The sequence below is a fragment of the Embleya australiensis genome (genome assembly GCF_051903075.1).
Classification (GTDB): domain Bacteria; phylum Actinomycetota; class Actinomycetes; order Streptomycetales; family Streptomycetaceae; genus Embleya.
In genome coordinates this window covers 5575435-5595409 of the sequence record NZ_CP182422.1, presented here as the reverse complement: position 1 = coordinate 5595409, position 19975 = coordinate 5575435, and the positions used below count along the sequence as shown (strand labels likewise).

Below are 19975 nucleotides of genomic sequence, written 5' to 3'. Positions count from 1 at the left end.
CTGAATCAACCGATTCCGGGGATGAGCGAGACGAGCAGGTCGATGATCTTGATCCCGACGAACGGGGCGATCAGGCCGCCGAGGCCGTAGATCCGCAGGTTGCGGGCGAGCAGCTTGTCGGCCGACATCGGCCGATAGCGCACACCGCGCAGGGCCAGCGGGATCAGGGCGACGATGATCAGGGCGTTGAAGATCACCGCCGAGATGATCGCCGACTCGGGGGTGGCGAGCTGCATGATGTTGAGCTTGTCCAGCGGGCCCAGGGCCTCGGCGCCCTTGATGCTCGCGAACATGGCCGGGATGATCGCGAAGTACTTCGCGACGTCGTTGGCGATGGAGAACGTGGTCAGCGCGCCGCGCGTGATCAGCAACTGCTTGCCGATCTCGACGATCTCGATCAGCTTGGTCGGGTTCGAGTCGAGGTCGACCATGTTCCCGGCCTCTTTGGCCGCCGACGTGCCGGTGTTCATCGCCACGCCGACATCGGCCTGGGCCAGCGCCGGCGCGTCGTTGGTGCCGTCGCCGGTCATCGCGACCAGCTTGCCGCCCGCCTGCTCGCGCTTGATCAGCGCGAGCTTGTCCTCGGGGGTGGCCTCGGCGAGGAAGTCGTCCACGCCCGCCTCGTCCGCGATCGCCTTGGCGGTCAGCGGGTTGTCGCCGGTGATCATCACCGTGCGGATGCCCATGCGGCGCAGCTCGTCGAACCGCTCCCGCATGCCCTCCTTGACCACGTCCTTGAGGTGGATGACGCCCAGGATTCGGGCGCCCTCGGTGTCCTCGACCGCGACCAGGAGCGGCGTGCCGCCGGCGGCGGAGATGGCGTCGACCAGTTCGCCGGACCGGGCGGGGACGTTGCCGCCGCGTTCGGACACCCAGGCGTTGATCGCGGAGGCGGCGCCCTTGCGGACCATGCGCACGCCGCGCTCGTCGCTCAGGTCGACACCGGACATCCGGGTCTGCGCGGCGAAGGCGATCCACTCGGCGTGGGCGAGTTCGCCCTGGTGCCGCTCGCGCAGCCCGTACCGTTCCTTGGCCAACACCACGATCGAGCGGCCCTCGGGCGTCTCGTCGGCGAGCGAGGACAGTTGCGCCGCGTCGGCCAGTTCCGCCTCCTCGACCCCGTCCACGGGGAGGAACTCCGACGCCTGCCGGTTGCCCAGCGTGATCGTGCCGGTCTTGTCGAGCAGCAGCGTCGACACGTCGCCCGCCGCCTCCACCGCGCGTCCCGACATGGCCAGCACGTTGCGCTGCACCAGCCGGTCCATGCCGGCGATGCCGATCGCCGACAGCAGCGCCCCGATGGTGGTCGGGATCAGGCAGATCAGCAGCGCGACGAGGATGATCATCGACTGCTCGGCGTGCGCGTACATCGCCATCGGCTGCAGCGTGACGACCGCGAACAGGAAGATGATCGTCAGCGACGCGAGCAGGATGTTGAGCGCGATCTCGTTCGGCGTCTTCTGCCGGGCGGCACCCTCGACGAGGGCGATCATCCGGTCGATGAAGGTCTTGCCGGGCTCGGTGGTGATCTTGACGACGATCCGGTCCGACAGCACCTTCGTGCCGCCGGTGACCGCCGAGCGGTCCCCGCCCGATTCGCGGATCACCGGCGCGGACTCGCCGGTGATCGCCGACTCGTCCACACTCGCGACACCGTCGACGACGTCGCCGTCACCGGGGATGATATCGCCGGCCTCGCAGACCACCAGGTCGCCGATGGCCAACGCGGTGGCCGCGACCTTCTCCTCGCGGCCGTCGACCAGGCGGCGGGCGACCGTGTCGGTCTTGGCCTTGCGCAGCGTGTCCGCCTGCGCCTTGCCGCGTCCTTCGGCGACCGCCTCGGCCAGGTTGGCGAACACCACGGTCAGCCACAGCCACACGGCGACCAGCCAGGCGAAGGTGCTCGGGTCCTTGATCGCCATGACGGTGGTGATCACCGAGCCGATCTCGACGACGAACATGACCGGGGTGCGGACCATGATCCGGGGGTCGAGCTTGCGCAGCGCGCCGGGCAGCGACTTCAGCAGTTGACGGGGTTCGAACAGGCCGGCCGAGACCCGGCCGGGGCCGGCGGGGGCATCGACGTGTTCCTCGGTGGGGCGTATTGCGGTGTCTGTCATGCCAATCCCTCGGCAAGCGGCCCGAGAGCCAGGGCGGGGAAGAAGGTGAGGCCGGTGATGATCAGGATCACGCCGACGAGCTGGCCCACGAACAGGGGTCTGTGCGTCTGCAGGGTGCCCGCGGTGTCGGGGACGCTCTTTTGTTCGGCGAGTCGACCGGCCAGGGCCAGGACCAGCGCGATCGGCACGAACCGGCCGATCAGCATGGCCAACCCGATCATCGTGTTGTAGAACTCGGTGTTCGCGCCGAGCCCGGCGAACGCGCTGCCGTTGTTGTTCGCCCCCGAGGTGAACGCGTACAGCACCTCCGAGATGCCGTGTGGCGAATCGGAGTTGAGGATCGCCGCCTGTTCGCCGGGCAGCGCGATGGCGATGCCGGTGAAGGTCAGGATGGTCGCCGGCACCACGAGGATGTACATCGCGACCAGCTTCATCTCGCCGGCGCCGATCTTCTTGCCCAGGTATTCGGGCGTGCGGCCGACCATCAGACCGGCCACGAAGACCGCCAGGATCGCCATGATCAGGATCCCGTACAGGCCCGAGCCGACACCGCCCGGCGTGATCTCGCCGAGCATCATGCCCAGCATGGTGATGCCGCCGCCGAGGCCGGTGAACGAGGAGTGGAACGAGTTGACCGCGCCGGTGGAGGTCATCGTGGTGGAGACCGCGAAGACCGACGAGCCGGGGATGCCGAACCGCTGTTCCTTGCCCTCCATCGCGCCGCCGGCCAGTTCCGGCGCGGCGCCGTTGCCGTGCGCCTCGGTCCACCACATCAGGCAGACCGCGACGAACCAGATCACGAACATCGCGGCGAGGATCGCGTAGCCCTGCTTGAGGTTGCCCACGAGCCGGCCGAAGGCGCGCGGCATGGAGAACGGGATGACCAGGATCAGGAAGATCTCGAACAGGTTGGTGAACGCGTTCGGGTTCTCGAACGGGTGCGCCGAGTTGGCGTTGAAGAAGCCGCCACCGTTGGTGCCCAGTTCCTTGATCACCTCCTGCGAGGCCACCGGACCGCCGGGGATGGTCTGCGTCCCGCCCGACAACGTCTGCACGGTGTGCGGGTCGGAGAGGTTTTGGATCGTGCCGGACGCGACGAGCACGATCGTGCCGATGATCGCGATGGGCAGCAGGATCCGGATCGAACCGCGGATCAGGTCGACCCAGAAGTTGCCGATCTCACCCGAGCGGACCCGCACGAACCCGCGCACCAGCGCGATCGCCACGGCCATGCCCACGGCGGCGGACACGAAGTTCTGCACGGTCAGGCCGACCATCTGGACCGTGTGGCCCATGGCGGTCTCACCGGAGTACGACTGCCAGTTCGTGTTCGCCGTGAACGACGCCGCGGTGTTGAACGCCTGGTCCGGCGTGATCGGCTTCATCCCGAGGTCGAACGGCAGGTGGTCCTGGAACCGCTGCAGGGCGTAGAGCCCGAGCAGCGAGAACATGGAGAACCCGAGCACGCTGCGCAGGTAGACGGTCCAGCGCTGTTCGGCGTTCGGATCGGCGCCGATCAGCTTGTACAGGACGCGCTCGCCGCGCAGGTGTTCGTCACTGGAGTACACGCGGGCCATGTAGTCGCCGAAGGGGCGATGTACCGCGGCCAGGACGGCTATCAGCAGGGACAGCTGGAGTATCCCCGCGAGCGTGACGCTCACCTAGAACCTCTCGGGGAAGATCAGGGCCAGGACCAGGTAGCCGAGCAGGGCGATGGCGACGCTCAGGCCGACGATGCCGTCCGCGTTCACAGCTTCGCCACCCCCTTGGCGATCACGACGACCAGCGCGAAGAACGCGATCGTCAGGCATACGAAGGCCAGATCAGCCATCGCGGGTACTCCTTGGAACGGACGGGCGCTTGATCGCCCGTGACGAGCTCATTGATAGCAGCTCCAAGCCGTCAAAAATCCCTATAAAAGGGGCAAAACAGAAAGCGTTGGCGGCGCCCTAACGTGCTTATATGCCTTCTTGACGCGCCCTTGACATCAAGATTCGCGAGTGCCGGCAACCGCATACGCACAAAGCCCGGCCCCGCCTTTCGGCGGAACCGGGCTTCGGTGTCCTGGGGGTACAGCGGTCGAGCGGTGGGGCTAGCGCACCTCGGTGATCTCCGGGCCGCGCTGGAAGGGGTCCAGGTCGCCCGCGAAACGGTTGTCCTCGGCGCCCTGCTGCGGCACCGCGAGCCCGCTGTTCGGGTCCACCTGGGCGTTCTCCGGCAGGCGCAGCAGGATCGGGTCGCGCGGCGCCATCGGGTCGTTGCCGCGGACCACGACGGTGTCGCGGAACATGCCCTCCAGGTCGGCGCCCACGGCGGGATCCACCGCGGCCCGGCCGGAGATCACCCCGCGCAGGAACCAGCGCGGGCCGTCGCAGCCGACGAACCGGACCAGCTGGTGGCCCTGCGTGCCGTCGGGGAGCTGGACCGGCACCTGGGCGCGCAGCTCCCAGCCCAGGCCCGCGTCCTGCTCGTCCACGACGCCACCCTGCTGGGTGATGCCGGAGGCGATCTCGGCGCGCACCTCGTGCCAGATGCTCTCGTTGCGCGGGGCGGCGAACGCCTGCAGCTGCAGGCCGCTGTCCTCCAGCACCACGGTGGCCGCGATGATCATGTCGTTGGAGACCTCGACCCGCAGTTCCATCCGCGGATCGGCCGGGATGAGCATCCCGCCGAGGTCGATGCGATCCTCGTGCGGATCCTCGAGCTCGTCGAAGTCCCACGGTCCGTCCGGCCGGGGCGCGGGCGGGACCGGTCGACTCAGCTCGTCGAGGTCCGCGTCGTCGGAGTCCGATGCGGCTCCGGCGCCGGGCGCCTCGTCGGCATCGTCCTCGTCCTCGATGATCTCGTCGAGGTCTTCGCGCTCCTCGACGGGCAGATCATCCTTTTCGCTGCGTCGGCGACGACCGAACACGTCACAGTCCTTCCCTGTCGGAAGCCGAGTGTTGCACGATGCCCGCGCTGCCCGCCGCGCCGACGCTCGAAACGCCGACCGCCGCGTGCCCGCCGGTGGAACCGAAGCCGCCTTCGCCCCGCCCGGACCCGGGCAGTTCGGCGACCTCGTGGAACCCCGCTCGCTCGACCCGTTGGATCACGAGTTGGGCGATACGGTCGCCGCGTCGGAAGACGACCGGCGTACGCAGGTCGTGATTGACCACGACAACCTTGATTTCGCCACGGTATCCCGCATCGACTGTGCCCGGGGCGTTCACCAGGGACACTCCGCACCGCGCGGCGAGTCCCGAACGCGGGTGTACGAACGCGGCGTAGCCGTCGGGCAGCGCGATCGCGATGCCCGTGGGCAGCACCACGCGCTCCCCGGGGGCGATCTCCGCGTCCTGCGCGGTCACCAGGTCGGCGCCGGCGTCGCCGGGGTGCTCGTACGCGGGCAGCGGCAATTCGGGGTCGAGCCGACGCACCAGGACGTCCACACTCGTGCTCACGGGTTCACCTCGAACGCTCGGCCGGCCTTGATCAAATCGGGGTTGTCCAGCACGCGCCGGACTTCCTCCGCACGTCCATTGTCGACGAAGTGCTCGAGTCCGACGCTGACGAACAACGCGGCCGCCTCGACCACGATCGGCCCGTCCGGGGCGTCGAGCCGGCCCACCGCACGCGAGTAGATCTTGCGGCCGGCCACCGCCTCGCACCAGGCGTGGATGTACAGGGTGCTGCCCACCGGCACCGGGCGGCGGAAGTCCGTCTCCAGGTGCCCGGTCACCGCCGTGGTGTGGAGCATGTATCCGATCGCCCCGAGCGCCTCGTCGAACGCGCAGGTCAGCAGCCCGCCGTGGGCCAGGCCCGGGGCGCCCTGGTGTTGGGCGGTGACGGTGAACTCGGCGTCCACGGATACGCCCTCGCCGGCGCGCGTACGAAGGCGCAGCCCGCCCGGGGCGGCCTCGCCGCAGCCGAAGCAGTCGCTGTAGTGCTCGCCCAGCTCGGTGCCGGGCGACGGGGCGTCCGGGTGGGGCTGGGGCACCACCGCGTCCGGAGGCGGGGTCAGGGATGTTGGTCGACTCACGCCGAAGGACACTACCGTCGTTCCGACCGACACCTGCGCAGAGGCTCGGGGGCCTCGAGCGCCGCGGCCCGAGAGGGTCGCGGGACGGAAGGAAGCGCATGACCAAGAGTGTGGTCGTCACCGGGGCAACCGGTGGGATCGGCCTGGCCGTGGCCCTGGAACTGGCCGGATCCGGGTTCGACGTGATCGGCACCGCCCGGACCGAGGAGAAGGCCGAGCGGCTGCGCGAGAGCGCCGAGCGGGCCGAGGTGGGCGTGCGCACGGTCCTGCTCGACGTCGCCGACGCCACCTCGACGGTGCGGGCCTTCACCGAGATCGCCCAGATGACCGACGGCGGCCCGTGGGCGGTGGTCAACAACGCCGGCATCGCCCAGCCGGGCGCGATCGAGGACGTGGACGACGAGGGGATCCGCGCGCAGTTGGAGACCAACCTGGTCGCGCCCGCGCGGATCGCACGCCTGGTCCTGCCGCAGATGCGCCGTCGCCGCGACGGGCGGATCGTCAACATCTCCTCGATCTCCGGCCGGGTCTCCTCGCCCTTCGTGGGTTGGTACTGCGCGAGCAAGCAGGGCCTGGCGGCGATCTCGAACGCGCTGCGGATCGAGACGGCCGGTTTCGGCGTCAAGGTGGTGCTGATCGAGCCGGGCAGCTTCGGCACGGACATCTGGGAGCGGAGCATGGCCCGGATGCCGCCGCGCAAGACGTCGGCGTACCACGACTCCTACGAGGTCGCCGACGAGGTGTTGCGGCGGGCCAAGACGCTGCCCGATCCGGCTCCGGTGGCGCACGCGGTGCGCACCGCGCTGAGCGTGCCCCGGCCGCGCCCGCGCTACCTGGTGGGCAACGACGCCCGGGCCGGGGCGGCGCTGGACCTGCTGGCCCCGACCGTGCTTTCGGATTACGCCAAAGGAGTGGCGACGGGCCTGCGTACGCCCCCGGAGGGGGTCACCCGCGTCCTCGCCCGGTTGACCCGGCGGCACGGCCCCCGCTGAAACCCGCGGGCCGCCCATGACAGGCTTGGGGCCATGCAGGCGTACAGCGAACGACTCGGCGTGCCGGCCTCGTGGTGGGCCCTGACCGTGCTCATGGCCGTCTCGGGCGGGCTGGTGGGCCTGGCCTTCGGGATCGTGCCGACCATCGTGCTCACCCTGGTCCTGGGCGCGCTGACCGCGTGGGCCACGAGCGCCTACGGGTCGGCGCGGATCACCGTGACCGAGACCGAGGTGTGCGCGGGGCGCGCGCGGGTGCCGCTGAGCGCGCTGGGCGCGGGCGTCGCGCTCGACCCCGAGCAGGCGCGCTCGTTGCGGATGGAGAACGCCGACCCGCGCGCGTTCATGCTGCTGCGCGCCTACATCCCCGGGGCGGCGCGGATCGAGGTAGTCGACCCGGCCGATCCGACGCCCTACCTCTACCTGTCCTCGCGCAACCCCCAGCGTCTGGTCGACGTGGTGGCCGCGCTGCGCGCCCGCGCCTGACCCGGTCGCGGGCGGGCCCGGTCCGACTCGATCGAGCCGAAGGGGCTCGATCCGGACCGGCGCCGACAGTCAAGAACGCCCGCCCTGTGCCGGCGGACGTTCGACTTCGTACGTCATGCGTGCGTCTTCGGTGTCTCCCGTGCCCCATGTCGTGTCCTTGTGTTCAAGGACGCTCGGCGAACGTCGACGGTCCAACTCCTGCCGGTACCCGTGTGGCGTGTGCAGGGTTGCCGTTCATCGCCGGTCGTCCTCGACCGAACACGGTCAGGCGCAGTCGCTGCAGATCGGCTGGCCGTCCTTTTCCTTGGCCAGCTGGCTGCGGTGGTGCACCAGGAAGCAGCTGGAGCAGGTGAACTCGTCGGCCTGCTTCGGGACGACCCGGACGGACAGCTCCTCATTGGAGAGGTCCGCGCCGGGAAGCTCGAGAGACTCGGCCTGCTCGAACTCGTCGACGTCGACCGAACCGGCCGACTTGTCCACGCGCCGAGCCTTCAGCTCCTCGATGCTGTCTTCGTTGATGTCGTCGTCGGTCTTACGCGGGGTGTCGTAGTCGGTTGCCATGTACCTCTCCCCCTCCGGGTGGATCTGCGGTGCTCAGTCGTGCAGGCACCGCCCCTGAACCTTCATTGGACGATGCCTTCAGCGCACGTAACGCGCGAGGGGCCGGAGTTGTGCCCGACCCGAAGCGCAGATTTTGCCTTACATCAAGGCTCGTTACGCAATCGACACCCAACCGAACCCCCAAAGAGGTGACTTGGTTGGATGGGGGGCCACTGTAACCCCGTACCGCCCTGCACAACCAGGAGGAATCGTGACGGTCTACGCGCTGGGTGATCAAGTACCCAAGGTGCACCCCGATGCGTATGTGCACCCGGACGCGGTCGTGATCGGCAGCGTGGAGATCGGCGCGGATTCTACGGTGTGGCCGGGCGCCGTATTGCGCGCGGACCACGGCCGCATCGTGATCGGCGAGCGCACGTCGGTACAGGACGGGTGCGTCCTGCACACCACGGCGCCGTGGCCGACGGTAGTGGGCGACGAGTGCGTGATCGGTCACATTGTGCATTTGGAGGGCTGCGTGATCGAGGATCGTTGCCTGGTCGGCAACGGCGCGGTGGTCATGCATCAGGCCGTGGTGCGCACGGGTGCCCTGGTGGGAGCGGGTGCGGTGGTCGGAAATCGGATCGAGGTGCCGTCCTACGCGATGGCGCTCGGGGTGCCGGCGAAGATTCGGGAGAACGCGGTCGAGCCCGGGGCGTTCGCGGAGGCGGTGCGCAGCTACGTCGAGAACGGCCGCCGTTTCCGCCGCGACCTGCGCCGCCTGGACTGATCCGCGGCCGCCGGTCACGCTGACCGGATGTGTCCGATCGCACACGCGGGCGCGAGTTTGAATGCCCGGATCGACCCGTATATAAGTGCGACACGGGGGGTTGGAACCATACGGGGAGATACGTGCTCGAGTTGGCCGGCCTGGACAAACGGTTCGGCGCGAAGGTCGTCCTCGACGACCTCTCGCTGACCGTACAGCCAGGCCAGATGTTCGGATTCGTCGGCACCAACGGGGCGGGCAAGACCACGACCATGCGCATCGCGCTGGGCGTGTTGGCGGCCGATCGGGGCGAGATCCACTGGCGGGGTGCGCCGGTGGACCGGAAGGTGCGGCGACGCTGGGGATACATGCCGGAGGAACGCGGCCTGTATCCGAAGATGCGCATCCGGGACCAGCTGGTCTACCTGGCCGAGCTGCACGGGATGTCGCGGACCGAGGCGCACGCGTCGGCCGCGCGCTGGTTGACCCGGCTGCGGGTGACCGGCGCTCCCGGCGACCGCCTGGAGACCCTGTCGCTGGGCAATCAGCAGCGTGTGCAACTGGCCGCCGCGCTGGTGCACGAGCCGGAGCTGCTGGTCCTGGACGAGCCGTTCTCCGGCCTGGACCCGGTCGGTGTGGACGTGATGGCCGGCGTGTTGCGCGAGCGCACCGCGGCGGGGGCCTCGGTGGTCTTCTCCAGCCATCAGCTCGAACTCGTCGAGTCGCTCTGCGACGCGGTCGGGATCATCAACGGCGGGCGCATGCACGCCTCGGGCACGGTGGCCGAATTGCGCGGCGACGATCGCGCGGTGCGCTATCGGGTGCGCGTGGTGGGGGCGCCCGCGGGTTGGGCGGACGCGCTGCCCGGCGTGCGGGTGCTCGGCCCGGCCGAGGAGGACGCGGTGCTGGTCGAACTGCTCCCGGGGACGAGCGAGCAGGCGCTGCTGGACGCGGCCCGGGCGGCGGGCCGGGTGCTCGCCTTCGCCCCCGCCGCCCCCTCCCTGGCCGAACTCTTCCGCGAGGTGGTCAACGGCGAGGGCGCCGGCCCGGAGGCAGGCGACCCCGGGGCAGGCGACCCGCCGGCGGCGGACCCGGAGGCAGGTGGCACCGCGGGCGCGAACCCGGCGGTCGGCGAGGAATCGGAGGTCGGCGCGTGAGCACCGGTGGCAGCACGTTTTGGTCCGCCGTGCGTCTGGTCGCGCGCCGCGAGTTCACCGAGCGCATCCGGGACCGGGGTTTCCAGATCTCGGTGGCCGTCATGCTGGTGATCCTGCTCGCCTCGGTGACCATCCCGGCCGCGCTCGGCGGCGGCTCGGACAAGTACGACGTGGCCTTCCTCGGCCCGCAGAGCACGCAGCTGGCGCAGACCGCCGAACATCAGGCGGCGCTGCTCGACGTGGACGTGCGCGTGGGCACGGTGGCCGACCGCGCGGCGGCGGAGAAGGCGCTGGCCGACGGCAGGCTGGACGCGGTCGTGGACGACGGCCGGATCCTGGTGGACTCCAAGCTGTCCGACCCGCTGGCGGCCGTGCTGCAGAGCGCCTGGGCCACGGTGGAGCGCGATCTGCGGCTGAGCGCGCGCGGCATCGACCCGGGCGCGGTGAACCAGGCGTCGGCGATCCAGCCGATGCCCAAGACCACGCTGGATCCCGACGCCGACCAGCGCGACGCGCGCAAGGGCATCGCCTTCGTCGGCACCCTGGTGCTCTACGGCATGTTGATGCTCTTCTGCATGTGGGTGGCCACTGGCGTGGTGGAGGAGAAGTCGAGCCGGATCGTGGAGATCCTGTTGGCCACCGTGCCCGCCCGGGCGCTGCTGACCGGCAAGGTCCTCGGGATCGGCCTGCTCGGGCTGCTGCAGATGCTGGTGACCGCGGTGGTCGGGCTGGCCGCGGCGACCGCGCTCGGCACCGTCGAGTTGACCGGGGCGATGATCTATCCGGTGGCGCTGGTGCTGCTGTGGTTCGTGGTGGGCTACGCGCTCTACGCGTGCATGTTCGCCGCGGCGGCGGCGCGGGTGTCCCGCCAGGAGGATCTGCAGAACGTGATCACGCCGATGACCTCGCTGCTGATCGGCTCGTTCCTGGCCGCCGTCTTCCTCGGGCAAAAGGGCGGCACGATCGCCCACGTGCTGGCCTACGTCCCGCCGTTCTCGGCGATGCTCCAGCCGGTGCTGACCGCCGCCGACAAGGTGTCGGTGGTGGAGAACCTGGTCGCCTTCGCGATCGCGCTGCTGGCGCTGGTGGGGTTGGTCCGGCTCGCGGCCCGGATGTACGAGGGCGCGGTGTTGCGGATGGGCGGCAAGGTCGGCTTCAGGGAGTCCCTCGGCGCGGCCCGCAAGGGCTGACCCGGGCACCGCGCGCGACGTCGGGCCGGGGTCGATCCGGGCACCGCGTACGACGGGCCCGCCGCCTCCGATCGGGAGGCGGCGGGCCCGTCGCGCGTCGTGGTGCCGGTCAGGCGCGGTTGGCCGCCTTGCGGGCCTCCAGGGCCAGTCGGCGCTCCTCGAAGCGGGTCGCCTGGGTGTTCAGGCCGCCCAGGAACACCGCGAGCTCCTCGCGGGCCTTCTCGCCCTCGGGGCCCAGGTCGGTGCGCTCCATCACCTTGAGGTTGCGCAGCACCGGCAGGAGCACGTCGTTCTGGTGGATCGGCAGGTTGTACACGCCGCCCACGGCGAGCTTGACCGCCGCGCGCTCGAAGCCGCCGATGCCGTGTCCGGGCATCCGGAAGTCGGTGACCATGTCGGTCACCGCGCGCATCGCCTGGTCCGGGGCGAGCTCGAAGGCGGCCCTGAGCAGGTTCCGGTAGAAGACCATGTGCAGGTTCTCGTCGGTCGCCACCTTCGCGAGCAGCTGCTCGGCGATGGGGTCGCCGCAGGTGCGGCCCGAGTTGCGGTGCGAGACCCGGGTGGCCAGCTCCTGGAAGGTCACGTAGGCGATCACGTGCAGCGGATTGTCCATGTGGTCGCCCTGGTAGCCGGCCTCCATGTGCTCCATCCGCGAACGCTCCAGCGCGACCGGGTCCACCGCCCGGGCGGCCATCAGGTAGTCGCGGATCGCGATGCCGTGCCGGCCCTCCTCGGCCGTCCACCGGTGCACCCACGTGCCCCACGCGCCGTCGCGGCCGAACATCGCCGCGATCTCGTAGTGGTAGCTGGGCAGGTTGTCCTCGGTCAGCAGGTTCAGCGTCAGCGCTATCCGGCCGACGTCGGTGAGGCCCGACTCCTCCGGGCTCCACGCCTCGCCGCCGAGTACGCCGTCGAAGTCGCGACCCGCGCTCCACGGCACGTACTCGTGCGGGAACCACTCCTTGGCCACGGCGAGATGGCGGTCGAGCTCGACGGCGACGACCTGCTCCAACTCACGAAGCAGGTGCGGGCCGGTCGGTGCGGCGGCAAGAAGATTCATCGGCACTCCAGTGCATAGGCAGACGGCGTCGTACAGCGGCAGACACGGAGGACGACGCTGTGCATCGCCCGCACGACGCGTCCCTACGTTCCCGTAACTTACGACAGCGTAGGTTGGTTCCACCCTCAGACGGAAATGTGATCCCCGACTCTCGTACGTGCGTACGAATATGGGCGCTCGCGGCAGTCCACGACAGCGGGCGACCGCCGGCCGGAAACAGTCGGTGACGAGAGAGGGCGATCAGCCGATCGGGAAACCGATCCGCATCATCAGCCCGCCCTCTTCCCGGGGCTCGACCTCGATCCAGCCGCCGTGCGCGCGCACGATCGAACGCACGATGGACAATCCCAGGCCCACGCCCTTGTCACTGGCGATCCGCTCGGTCCGCAGCCGCCGGAACGGCTCGAACATGTTGTCCACCTCGTAGCCGGGCACCACCGGCCCGGTGTTGGTCACGGTCAGCACCGCGACCCCCGCACCCGACTCGGTGGAGATGTCGACGGTGCCGCCGGCCCGGTTGTAGCGCACCGCGTTCTGGATCAGGTTCATCGCGACCCGCTCCAGCAGCACCCCGTTGCCCTGGAGCACGGCCGGACCCAGCTCGTCGTGCAGGGTCACCTCGCGCTCGGCCGCCTCGGCGCCGGTCTGGTCCACCGCGCGGCGGGCCACCTCGGCCAGGTCCACCGGCTTGCGCTCGGTCAGCTCGTTGTCGCTGCGGGCCAGCAGCAGCAGACCCTCGATCAGCCCCTCGCTGCGCTCGTTGGTGGCCAGCAGCGTCTTGCCGAGCTGTTTGAGCTCGACCGACGCCTCCGGGTCGCCGAGCGCGACCTCCAGGAGGGTGCGGTTGATCGCCAGCGGTGTGCGCAGCTCGTGCGAGGCGTTGGCGACGAACTTGCGCTGCGACTCCAGCGAGCGGTCCAGCCGGTCGAGCATGTCGTCGAAGGTGTCGGCCAGCTCCTTGAACTCGTCGTCGGGCCCCTCCAGGTCGATCCGCCGGTGCAGGTTGGATCCGGCCACCTCGCGGGCGATGGAGGTGATCCGTCCCAGCGGGCGCAAGACCCGGCCCGCCATCACGTAGCCGAAGCCGAAGGCGATCACCGAGAGCAGCAGCAGCGCGAGCAGCGACTGCTGCAGGAGCGAGTTCAGCGCCGCGTCGCGCTGGTGGATCTGCTGGAGGCTCTGCCACTGGTCGAACTGCTCGGGCGTCATCGGCACACCGTTGATGGTCATCAAGGTGTTCGGGGCCAGGGTCAGATTCAGCCGGCCCTCGTTCAGGCTCTGCCGCACCAGCAGGTAGACGGTGGCGAGCAGGAGCACCCCGGCGATCACGAACATGCCGCCGTAGAGCGCGGTCAGGCGCATCTTGATGGTGGACCGCAGCAGGTCCGGGAGCTGTGAGGGGGCCATCCGCGACAGCCGCGACATCTCCGCCGCGTCGTCGGCGTCGCGGCCCAGGATCAGCCGCCGACCGCCGGCGGTCGGGCGCTGCGGATCGCGGCCCGCCTCGCGCGCGGGCTCGCGGTTCGGTTTGGTGGGCGGCGCGCTCGGCGGCGCGCTCGGCGGCGCGCTGGGGCGCGGCGGCTGGGGCGGCCGGCCCGGGCGCGGCGGCGGTCCGGAGCGCGGCGCGGCGGCGGACCCGGCCGAGGCGGGCGCGGGCGCGGTCGAGGCGCCCGGGGCCGGTGCCGCGGTCGACCCCGACGTGGGAGCGGGGGGTGTCGCCGCGACCGGGGTCGCGGCGGGGCCGGCTTCCGCCGGGACGGCCCGAGAGCTGTCGTTCATGGCGGTCCTCAAATGCGGTATCCGGCGCCGGGCACCGTCAGGATGACGGGCGGCTCGCCGAGCTTGCGGCGCAGCGTCATCACCGTGACGCGGACGACGTTGGTGAAGGGGTCGGTGTTCTCGTCCCATGCCTTCTCGAGCAGTTGCTCGGCCGAGACCACCGCGCCGTCGGCGCGCATCAGCACGTCGAGGACGGCGAACTCCTTGGGTGACAGGTGCACCGGCACCCCCTCGCGCAACACCTCGCGCCGGTTCGGGTCGAGCCGGATGCCGGCCCGCTCCAGGACCGGCGGCAGCGGGGAGACGGCCCGCCGACCGAGCGCGCGCACCCGGGCGATCAGCTCGCTGAACGCGAACGGCTTGGGCAGGTAGTCGTCGGCGCCCAACTCCAGGCCCTCGACCCGGTCGCTGACGTCGCCGGCGGCGGTCAGCATCAGCACCCGCATCGGGATGCCGGTGTCCACGACCGCCCGGCACACGTCGTCGCCGTGCACGATCGGCAGGTCCCGGTCGAGCACCACCACGTCGTAGTCGTTGACGGCGATCCGCTCCAGGGCGGCCTCCCCGTCGTATACGACATCGACGGCCATGGCCTCGCGGCGCAACCCGGTAGCGACCGCGTCCGCCAGAAGCTGCTCGTCCTCGACTACGAGAACCCGCACCGGCTGTGCCTCCTGCTCGAAAGACTCGAAAGCTTCGCGGGACGCGAAGGAATCGAGGATGAAGACGGGGATGGAGATGAGGTGGATCCGTTGTCCATCTTCCCTCGCGGCCCGGTAAAGCCCCGGTAAGCCGGCGCCGGGCCCGACCCGGCCCGGGGCGGGCGCGGCCGGGCCCGGCGCAGATGTCCGGTTGCCGACGTTACGGGACCCCCCGAAGGAGGGAAGGATTCCGGTACGCCCCGGAAAGTCCGACACCGGATCGTTGGCTCGCACAAGTCCCCTGGTCAGACCCCTGGATCGAGGGGCCGCAAAGGCCCCGCTTCGGTGGTTTCCCCGGCGTTGCACGGGGGGTAGGACAACCGAAACCGGCGACGACGAGTGACATTGGGGCGGCCTTATGGACGAATTCACGGCCGGCGTACTGCGGCGCATACGTGAGACCGAACAGGCGTTGAAGCAGGCGTGCGACACCGGTGACGATTTCCTCGTCGAGGTCGAGCAGTCCGAGTTGGACGATCTTCTGCGGATGGCGTCGGAGCACGGCGTGCGGGTGCTGCCCGAGAGCGCCTGAGCCACACCGGCCACACATCCCCGCGGTACAGCAGCAGACACACCCGTTCTTGTTTCCCCCGGCGAGGTCCCCAGCGGACGCCGGGGGTTCGGCTGTCCGGCCGAGACCCGTGAGGCCCGGATCACTTCGATCCGGGCCTCACCCGTGGGCGGGTCTACGCGTGCAGAGCGGCCAGGGCGCTCTGGAGTTCCGCGCGCAGTGCGGCGGGGGCGGCCAGGCACATCGTCGAGCCGTCCGCCTCGGGCCACAGGTCGACGACCACGTCGGCACCGGCCTCGCGGGCGATCAGCGCGCCGGCCGCGACGTCCCACGGATTCAGGCCGCGTTCGTAGTAGGCGTCGACCCGGCCCGCCGCCACCGAGCACAGGTCGATCGCGGCCGAGCCCGCCCGGCGTAGATCGCGCACCCGCGGGAGCAGCGCGGCGATCGCCTCGGCCTGTCGGGTGCGCCGCTCGACGGTGTAGCCGAATCCGGTAGCCACCAGCGCCCGGGCGGAGGGCACCGCGGGCCGGCAGTGGATCGGCCGGCCGTTGCGGAAGGCGCCGCCGTCGCGCACGGCGTGGAAGGTCTCGCCGACCACGGGGACCTCGACCACGCCCAGAAGCGTGCCCTCGGCGGTCTCGGCGGCGATCGACACGCACCAGCCGGGCAGGTCGTACAGGTAGTTGACGGTGCCGTCGATCGGGTCGATCACCCACCGCACCCCGCTGCTGCCCTCGCTCGCGTCGCCCTCCTCGCCGAGGAAGCCGTCGTGCGGTCGATGCGCCCGGATGCGTTCGATGATCAGCTTCTCCGCGGCCGTGTCCATCTCGGTGACCACGTCGGTGGGGCTGCTCTTGGTCGCCGCGACGCCGAGGTCGGCGGGGCGCTCGTGCAGCAGGAAGCCCCCGGTGTGGCGCGCCGCGTCGCGGGCGATGGCCAGGAGTTCCGCGGTGTCGATCGTCATGGGTCCATCCTGCCGGAGCGCTCACCGAGCAGCGCCGCCCCGCGCGGCGCCCGCGCGGTCGCCTCCGGGTCGGGGGCCGACGCCCCGGGGCGCGGCCGCAGTGTCCGGGGATCGGGACAGCAGCCGACCGGGCACACGTCGTGCGCGGCGCCCAGCACGCCCAGCGCGCACCGCGCGGGCGCCTCGCCGCGCACCGTCGCGGCCCGCTCGAGCACGAGTTCGCGCACCGCGGCGGCGAACCTGGGGTCGGCGCCGGTGGTCGCGGCCCGGGCCAGCGGCAGGCCGATCCGGGCGGCCGTGGCGGCGGCCTCGACGTCGAGGTCGTAGACCACCTCCATGTGGTCGGACAGGAATCCGATCGGCACCAGCACGACGGCGGACACCCCGGCCGCGCCCAGTTCGACGAGGTGGTCGTTGACGTCCGGCTCCAGCCACGGGACCTGCGGGGGGCCGCTGCGGCTGGAGTACACCAGGTCCCAGTCGTGTTCGCGGCCGACCGCGCGCGCGACGCCCTCGGCGACCAGGCGCGCGGTCTCCCGGTGCTGGGTGACGTAGGCGTTGCCGGCCGGGCCCGCGGTGCGTGCGGTGACGGTGGGGATCGAGTGGGTGACCATCACCAGGCGGGCGCCGGCCTTGACCCGCTCGGGCAGCCGCGCCAACGCCTGCGCCGTGTGGTCCACCAGCGGCTCGACGAAGCCCGGGTGGTTGAAGAAGTGCCGCAGCTTGTCGAACACCGGGGCCCGCTCGCCGACTTCGGCGCGGGCGGCGAGCAGGTTCTCGTGGTACTGCGCGCAGCCCGAGTAGGAGCCGTAGGCGCTGGTCACCAGGACCGCGGCGCGTTCGATCCCGTCGTCGGCCATCCGGCGCACGGTGTCTGCCAGGTAGGGGCGCCAGTTGCGGTTGCCCCAGTAGACGGGCAGCCGCACCCCGTGGGCGGCGAGGTCGGCCTCGACGGCCGCGATCAGCGCCCGGTTCTGCGCGTTGATCGGACTGGCGCCGCCGAAGTGCGCGTAGTGGCCGGCCGCCTCTTCGAGGCGCTCGCGGGGGACCCCGCGTCCGGCGGTCACGTTCTCCAGGAACGGCAGCACCTCGTCGGGGGCGTCCGGGCCGCCGAAGGAGAGCACCAGGAGCGCGTCGAACGGCTCGGGGTCGGGGGCCTGTGTCGCGTGCATGCCTGTGATCCTCGCATCGTGCGCCCCGCCCGCCCACATCACACCCCGGGCCGCGGGGGGTGTGGCGCGGGTGAGCCGCGGGTGAGTTGCCGCCCATCCTCCGGCGACCCCTTCCCGGTCCGTTGACCGGCGGGTAATGTCCGGCAGATCCCGCGTCCGACCCCAGGAGGAATCCCGTTGAGCAGCGCCGGCACCGCCGTCTCCAAGACGCCCCCCGCCTGGCGGAACTGGACCGGGAACCAGTCCGCGCGACCGCACTCGGTACTCACCCCGGGATCGGCCGAGGAGATCTCGGCCGCGGTCCGCCGCGCCGCCGCGCAGGGGCTCTCGGTCAAGGCCGTCGGCGCCGGCCACTCGTTCACCTCGATCGCGGTGACCGACGGCGTACAGATCCGCCCGGAGGGGCTGACCGAGGTGCACGCGCTCGACCGCGCGGCCGGCACCATCACGGTCGGCTCCGGGATGCGGCTGAGCGACTTCAACACGCTGCTCACCGGGTACGGCCTCGCGCTGACCAACATGGGCGACATCGCGGTGCAGAGCCTGGCCGGCGCCACCTCCACCGGCACCCACGGCACGGGCCGGGCGTCCGGCTCGCTGGCGGCGCAGATCCGCGGCATGGAGATCGTGCTGGCCGACGGCGAGATCACCACGTGCTCGCCGACCGAGAACGCCGAGTTGTTCGCGGGGGCCCGGGTCGGTCTGGGTGCGCTGGGCATCGTGACCGCACTGACCTTCGGCGTCGAGCCGAGCTTCCTGTTGGAGGCGCGCGAGGAGCCGATGCGGTTCGACGCGGTGCTCGCCGACTTCGACGCGCTGTGCGCGGACAACGAGCACTTCGAGTTCTACTGGTTCCCGCACACCGACAACTGCAACGTGAAGCGCAACAACCGGATCGAGGGGCCGGCGAAGCCGCTGTCGAAGGCGCGTTTCCTGCTCGACGACGAGTTGTTGTCCAACGGGGTGTTCTCGCTCGCGTGTCGGGTCGGCCGTGCCGCGCCGCGCACGGTGCCCACCATCGCCCGGCTCTCCAGCCGCGCGTTGTCGGCGCGCACCTACTCGGACACCTCGCACAAGGTGTTCACCAGTCCGCGCCGGGTGCGCTTCATCGAGATGGAGTACGCGCTGCCGCGCGCGGCGGCGACCGAGGCGCTGACCGAGGTGCGCGCGTTCGTGGACACCGCCGGCCTGCCGATCGGCTTCCCGGTCGAGGTGCGCGTGGCCCCGGCGGACGATCTGTGGATGTCCACCGCGTACGGGCGCGAGACCGCCTACATCGCGGTGCACCTGTACAAGGGGACGCCGCACGAGCGGTACTTCACCGAGGTGGAGAAGATCATGGTCGCGCACGGCGGGCGCCCGCACTGGGGCAAGATGCACACCCGCGACGCGAATTACCTGGCCGACCTCTATCCGAGGTTCGCCGACTTCACGGCGCTGCGGAACCGGGTCGATCCGGAGCGCCGCTTCGGCAACGACTATCTGCGTCGGGTGCTGGGCGACTGAGGCAGCGGGGGCGCCGGTCGGTCAGCGGGTACCCGCACCGGCGTTCGCATTCGTGCCGCCCCGGCCGCCCGCCTCATTCCCGGCCGCCGCGCCGCCGCCGGCGTCCGTGTCGCCGCCGGCCGAGCCGCCCGCCGGGGGTTTGGTCGGGGACGCGGGCGTGGTCGGCGGCGTGGAGCCGGTCGGGTTCGTCGAGGCGCTGCCGCTGGGCCGGGTCGTCGGGGTGGTCGAGGGCACCGAGGTCGCGCCCCCGCCGCCGTTCGGGGTCGACGTGGCCTTGTCGCCGGTGTCCGGGGCGTGGCTCGACGTCGATCCGGTCGATCCCGTCGGGCCGTGGGTGGCCCCGCCGGGCGACTTCGGGGTGTCGTCGCGGGTGCGCTTGTCGTCGACGATGCGCGAGATGGTCGAGCCGTCGTCGCCGTGTCCGAACAGACTCGCGAAGGAACGGCCGATCGCGGTCTCGGCGAGGGTGACCACGCCCATCGCCACCACGAACACCACCACCGCGCCGACCAGCGAACGGGCCAGCCAGACCCGCCGCTCGCCGGTCGGGGCGGGCTCCGCCCCGGTCTCGGCCCCGGCGTCGCCCGGCGTCCGGGTGTACTCGCCGACCGGCAGCAGCATCGTCTCGTCGGTCGCCCGCCCCGGATCGGCCACGCCCGTCGGCCGGTCGGGGATCGCGGTCGGCTCGGTGGCCGGCCCGCTCTCGGGCGGCGGGGTCAGCGTCGCGCGCACGTCGCGCAGTTGTTCGCCGGTGCGCCGGAACAGGTGGACGTAGACCGCGCTTCCGACGGTGGCGACCACGCTCGCGAGCGCCGCGCCGATCACCGTCCCGGCGACGCCGAGGGTGGAGAGCAGGAACGCCGAGGAGATGGCCGCCAGGGCACTGCCCACGACCTGCACCCCGTTGACATCGATCCGGCGACGTTCACGCTCGGTCCTTTCCGGCATCACTTTCCTTGCACGTTCGTTCACAACCGGCGGCTAATCATGAAAAACACGACTTCACCCTG

At 71.0% G+C, this 19975-nt stretch carries 20 protein-coding genes; 7 read left to right on the top strand and 13 right to left on the bottom strand.

The window, feature by feature from the left end; all coding sequences use genetic code 11:
• Positions 1 to 5: 5 nt before the first annotated feature.
• From kdpB to ACMXN5_RS24240, 6 genes are all read right to left on the bottom strand, one after another.
• Complete coding sequence (gene kdpB, locus ACMXN5_RS24265; protein WP_439676968.1) at positions 6 to 2120, bottom strand: potassium-transporting ATPase subunit KdpB; 2115 nt, start codon at positions 2118 to 2120, stop codon at positions 6 to 8.
• Positions 2117 to 3781, bottom strand: coding sequence for a potassium-transporting ATPase subunit KdpA (kdpA, locus tag ACMXN5_RS24260; RefSeq protein ID WP_439676967.1), 1665 nt, complete (start codon positions 3779 to 3781; stop codon positions 2117 to 2119). Before kdpA ends, kdpB begins: the two co-directional genes overlap by 4 nt.
• Complete coding sequence (gene kdpF / locus ACMXN5_RS24255; RefSeq protein ID WP_391581698.1) at positions 3782 to 3871, bottom strand: K(+)-transporting ATPase subunit F; 90 nt, start codon at positions 3869 to 3871, stop codon at positions 3782 to 3784.
• 341 nt (positions 3872 to 4212) lie between these two features.
• Positions 4213 to 5031: a DUF3710 domain-containing protein gene (locus ACMXN5_RS24250; protein WP_439676966.1), complete on the bottom strand. Its 819-nt coding sequence runs from the start codon at positions 5029 to 5031 to the stop codon at positions 4213 to 4215.
• A gap of 1 nt (position 5032) precedes the next feature.
• Complete coding sequence (dut, locus tag ACMXN5_RS24245; RefSeq protein ID WP_078974946.1) at positions 5033 to 5560, bottom strand: dUTP diphosphatase; 528 nt, start codon at positions 5558 to 5560, stop codon at positions 5033 to 5035.
• The gene (locus tag ACMXN5_RS24240; RefSeq protein ID WP_439676965.1) at positions 5557 to 6138 is read right to left on the bottom strand and encodes a PaaI family thioesterase; all 582 of its coding nucleotides are present in this window, start codon (positions 6136 to 6138) and stop codon (positions 5557 to 5559) included. Before ACMXN5_RS24240 ends, dut begins: the two co-directional genes overlap by 4 nt.
• 98 nt (positions 6139 to 6236) lie before the next feature.
• Here ACMXN5_RS24240 and ACMXN5_RS24235 point away from each other — a divergent pair, with 98 nt between their 5' ends.
• Together ACMXN5_RS24235 and ACMXN5_RS24230 are read left to right on the top strand one after the other, a co-directional pair.
• Positions 6237 to 7130 (top strand): SDR family oxidoreductase, encoded by an 894-nt coding sequence (locus ACMXN5_RS24235; protein ID WP_439676964.1) that lies wholly within the window; start codon positions 6237 to 6239, stop codon positions 7128 to 7130.
• A gap of 33 nt (positions 7131 to 7163) precedes the next feature.
• The gene (locus tag ACMXN5_RS24230; RefSeq protein ID WP_379996094.1) at positions 7164 to 7613 is read left to right on the top strand and encodes a DUF3093 domain-containing protein; all 450 of its coding nucleotides are present in this window, start codon (positions 7164 to 7166) and stop codon (positions 7611 to 7613) included.
• A 264-nt stretch (positions 7614 to 7877) separates the two neighbouring features.
• Here ACMXN5_RS24230 and ACMXN5_RS24225 read toward each other — a convergent pair whose 3' ends face one another.
• Positions 7878 to 8174: a DUF4193 domain-containing protein gene (locus ACMXN5_RS24225; protein WP_078974949.1), complete on the bottom strand. Its 297-nt coding sequence runs from the start codon at positions 8172 to 8174 to the stop codon at positions 7878 to 7880.
• 250 nt (positions 8175 to 8424) lie between these two features.
• On the opposite strand from ACMXN5_RS24225, the gene ACMXN5_RS24220 reads away from it, so the two are divergent.
• The 3 genes from ACMXN5_RS24220 to ACMXN5_RS24210 all read left to right on the top strand — a co-directional run bounded on the left by ACMXN5_RS24220 (position 8425) and on the right by ACMXN5_RS24210 (position 11269).
• Positions 8425 to 8943 carry a gamma carbonic anhydrase family protein gene (locus ACMXN5_RS24220; protein WP_439676963.1) on the top strand — a complete coding sequence of 173 codons (519 nt, stop codon included), beginning with the start codon at positions 8425 to 8427 and terminating at the stop codon, positions 8941 to 8943.
• A gap of 122 nt (positions 8944 to 9065) precedes the next feature.
• On the top strand, positions 9066 to 10079 hold the full coding sequence (locus ACMXN5_RS24215) for an ABC transporter ATP-binding protein (protein WP_439676962.1): 1014 nt from the start codon (positions 9066 to 9068) through the stop codon (positions 10077 to 10079).
• Positions 10076 to 11269, top strand: coding sequence for an ABC transporter permease (locus tag ACMXN5_RS24210; protein ID WP_439676961.1), 1194 nt, complete (start codon positions 10076 to 10078; stop codon positions 11267 to 11269). The genes ACMXN5_RS24215 and ACMXN5_RS24210 overlap by 4 nt, the downstream gene beginning before the upstream one ends.
• Positions 11270 to 11378: 109 nt before the next feature.
• Here the strand turns inward: ACMXN5_RS24210 and ACMXN5_RS24205 are convergent, their stop codons facing one another.
• From ACMXN5_RS24205 to ACMXN5_RS24195, 3 genes are all read right to left on the bottom strand, one after another.
• Positions 11379 to 12329, bottom strand: a complete 951-nt coding sequence (locus ACMXN5_RS24205; protein ID WP_439676960.1) for an acyl-ACP desaturase — start codon at positions 12327 to 12329, stop codon at positions 11379 to 11381.
• Between the two features lie 240 nt (positions 12330 to 12569).
• On the bottom strand, positions 12570 to 14108 hold the full coding sequence (locus tag ACMXN5_RS24200; protein WP_439676958.1) for a sensor histidine kinase: 1539 nt from the start codon (positions 14106 to 14108) through the stop codon (positions 12570 to 12572).
• 8 nt (positions 14109 to 14116) lie between these two features.
• The gene (locus tag ACMXN5_RS24195) at positions 14117 to 14770 is read right to left on the bottom strand and encodes a response regulator transcription factor (RefSeq protein WP_078974953.1); all 654 of its coding nucleotides are present in this window, start codon (positions 14768 to 14770) and stop codon (positions 14117 to 14119) included.
• A 397-nt stretch (positions 14771 to 15167) separates the two neighbouring features.
• On the opposite strand from ACMXN5_RS24195, the gene ACMXN5_RS24190 reads away from it, so the two are divergent.
• Positions 15168 to 15341 (top strand): hypothetical protein, encoded by a 174-nt coding sequence (locus tag ACMXN5_RS24190; RefSeq protein WP_020555845.1) that lies wholly within the window; start codon positions 15168 to 15170, stop codon positions 15339 to 15341.
• 154 nt (positions 15342 to 15495) lie between these two features.
• On the opposite strand, the gene ACMXN5_RS24185 is transcribed toward ACMXN5_RS24190, so the two are convergent.
• Positions 15496 to 16287 carry an inositol monophosphatase family protein gene (locus ACMXN5_RS24185; RefSeq protein WP_439676957.1) on the bottom strand — a complete coding sequence of 264 codons (792 nt, stop codon included), beginning with the start codon at positions 16285 to 16287 and terminating at the stop codon, positions 15496 to 15498.
• Positions 16284 to 17459: a ferrochelatase gene (locus tag ACMXN5_RS24180; protein WP_439676956.1), complete on the bottom strand. Its 1176-nt coding sequence runs from the start codon at positions 17457 to 17459 to the stop codon at positions 16284 to 16286. The genes ACMXN5_RS24185 and ACMXN5_RS24180 overlap by 4 nt, the downstream gene beginning before the upstream one ends.
• A gap of 171 nt (positions 17460 to 17630) precedes the next feature.
• Between ACMXN5_RS24180 and ACMXN5_RS24175 the strand changes: the two genes are divergently transcribed.
• Positions 17631 to 18965 carry a D-arabinono-1,4-lactone oxidase gene (locus ACMXN5_RS24175; protein WP_439678065.1) on the top strand — a complete coding sequence of 445 codons (1335 nt, stop codon included), beginning with the start codon at positions 17631 to 17633 and terminating at the stop codon, positions 18963 to 18965.
• A 21-nt stretch (positions 18966 to 18986) separates the two neighbouring features.
• Here ACMXN5_RS24175 and ACMXN5_RS24170 read toward each other — a convergent pair whose 3' ends face one another.
• On the bottom strand, positions 18987 to 19913 hold the full coding sequence (locus ACMXN5_RS24170) for a hypothetical protein (protein ID WP_439676955.1): 927 nt from the start codon (positions 19911 to 19913) through the stop codon (positions 18987 to 18989).
• Between the last annotated feature and the right edge of the window lie 62 nt (positions 19914 to 19975).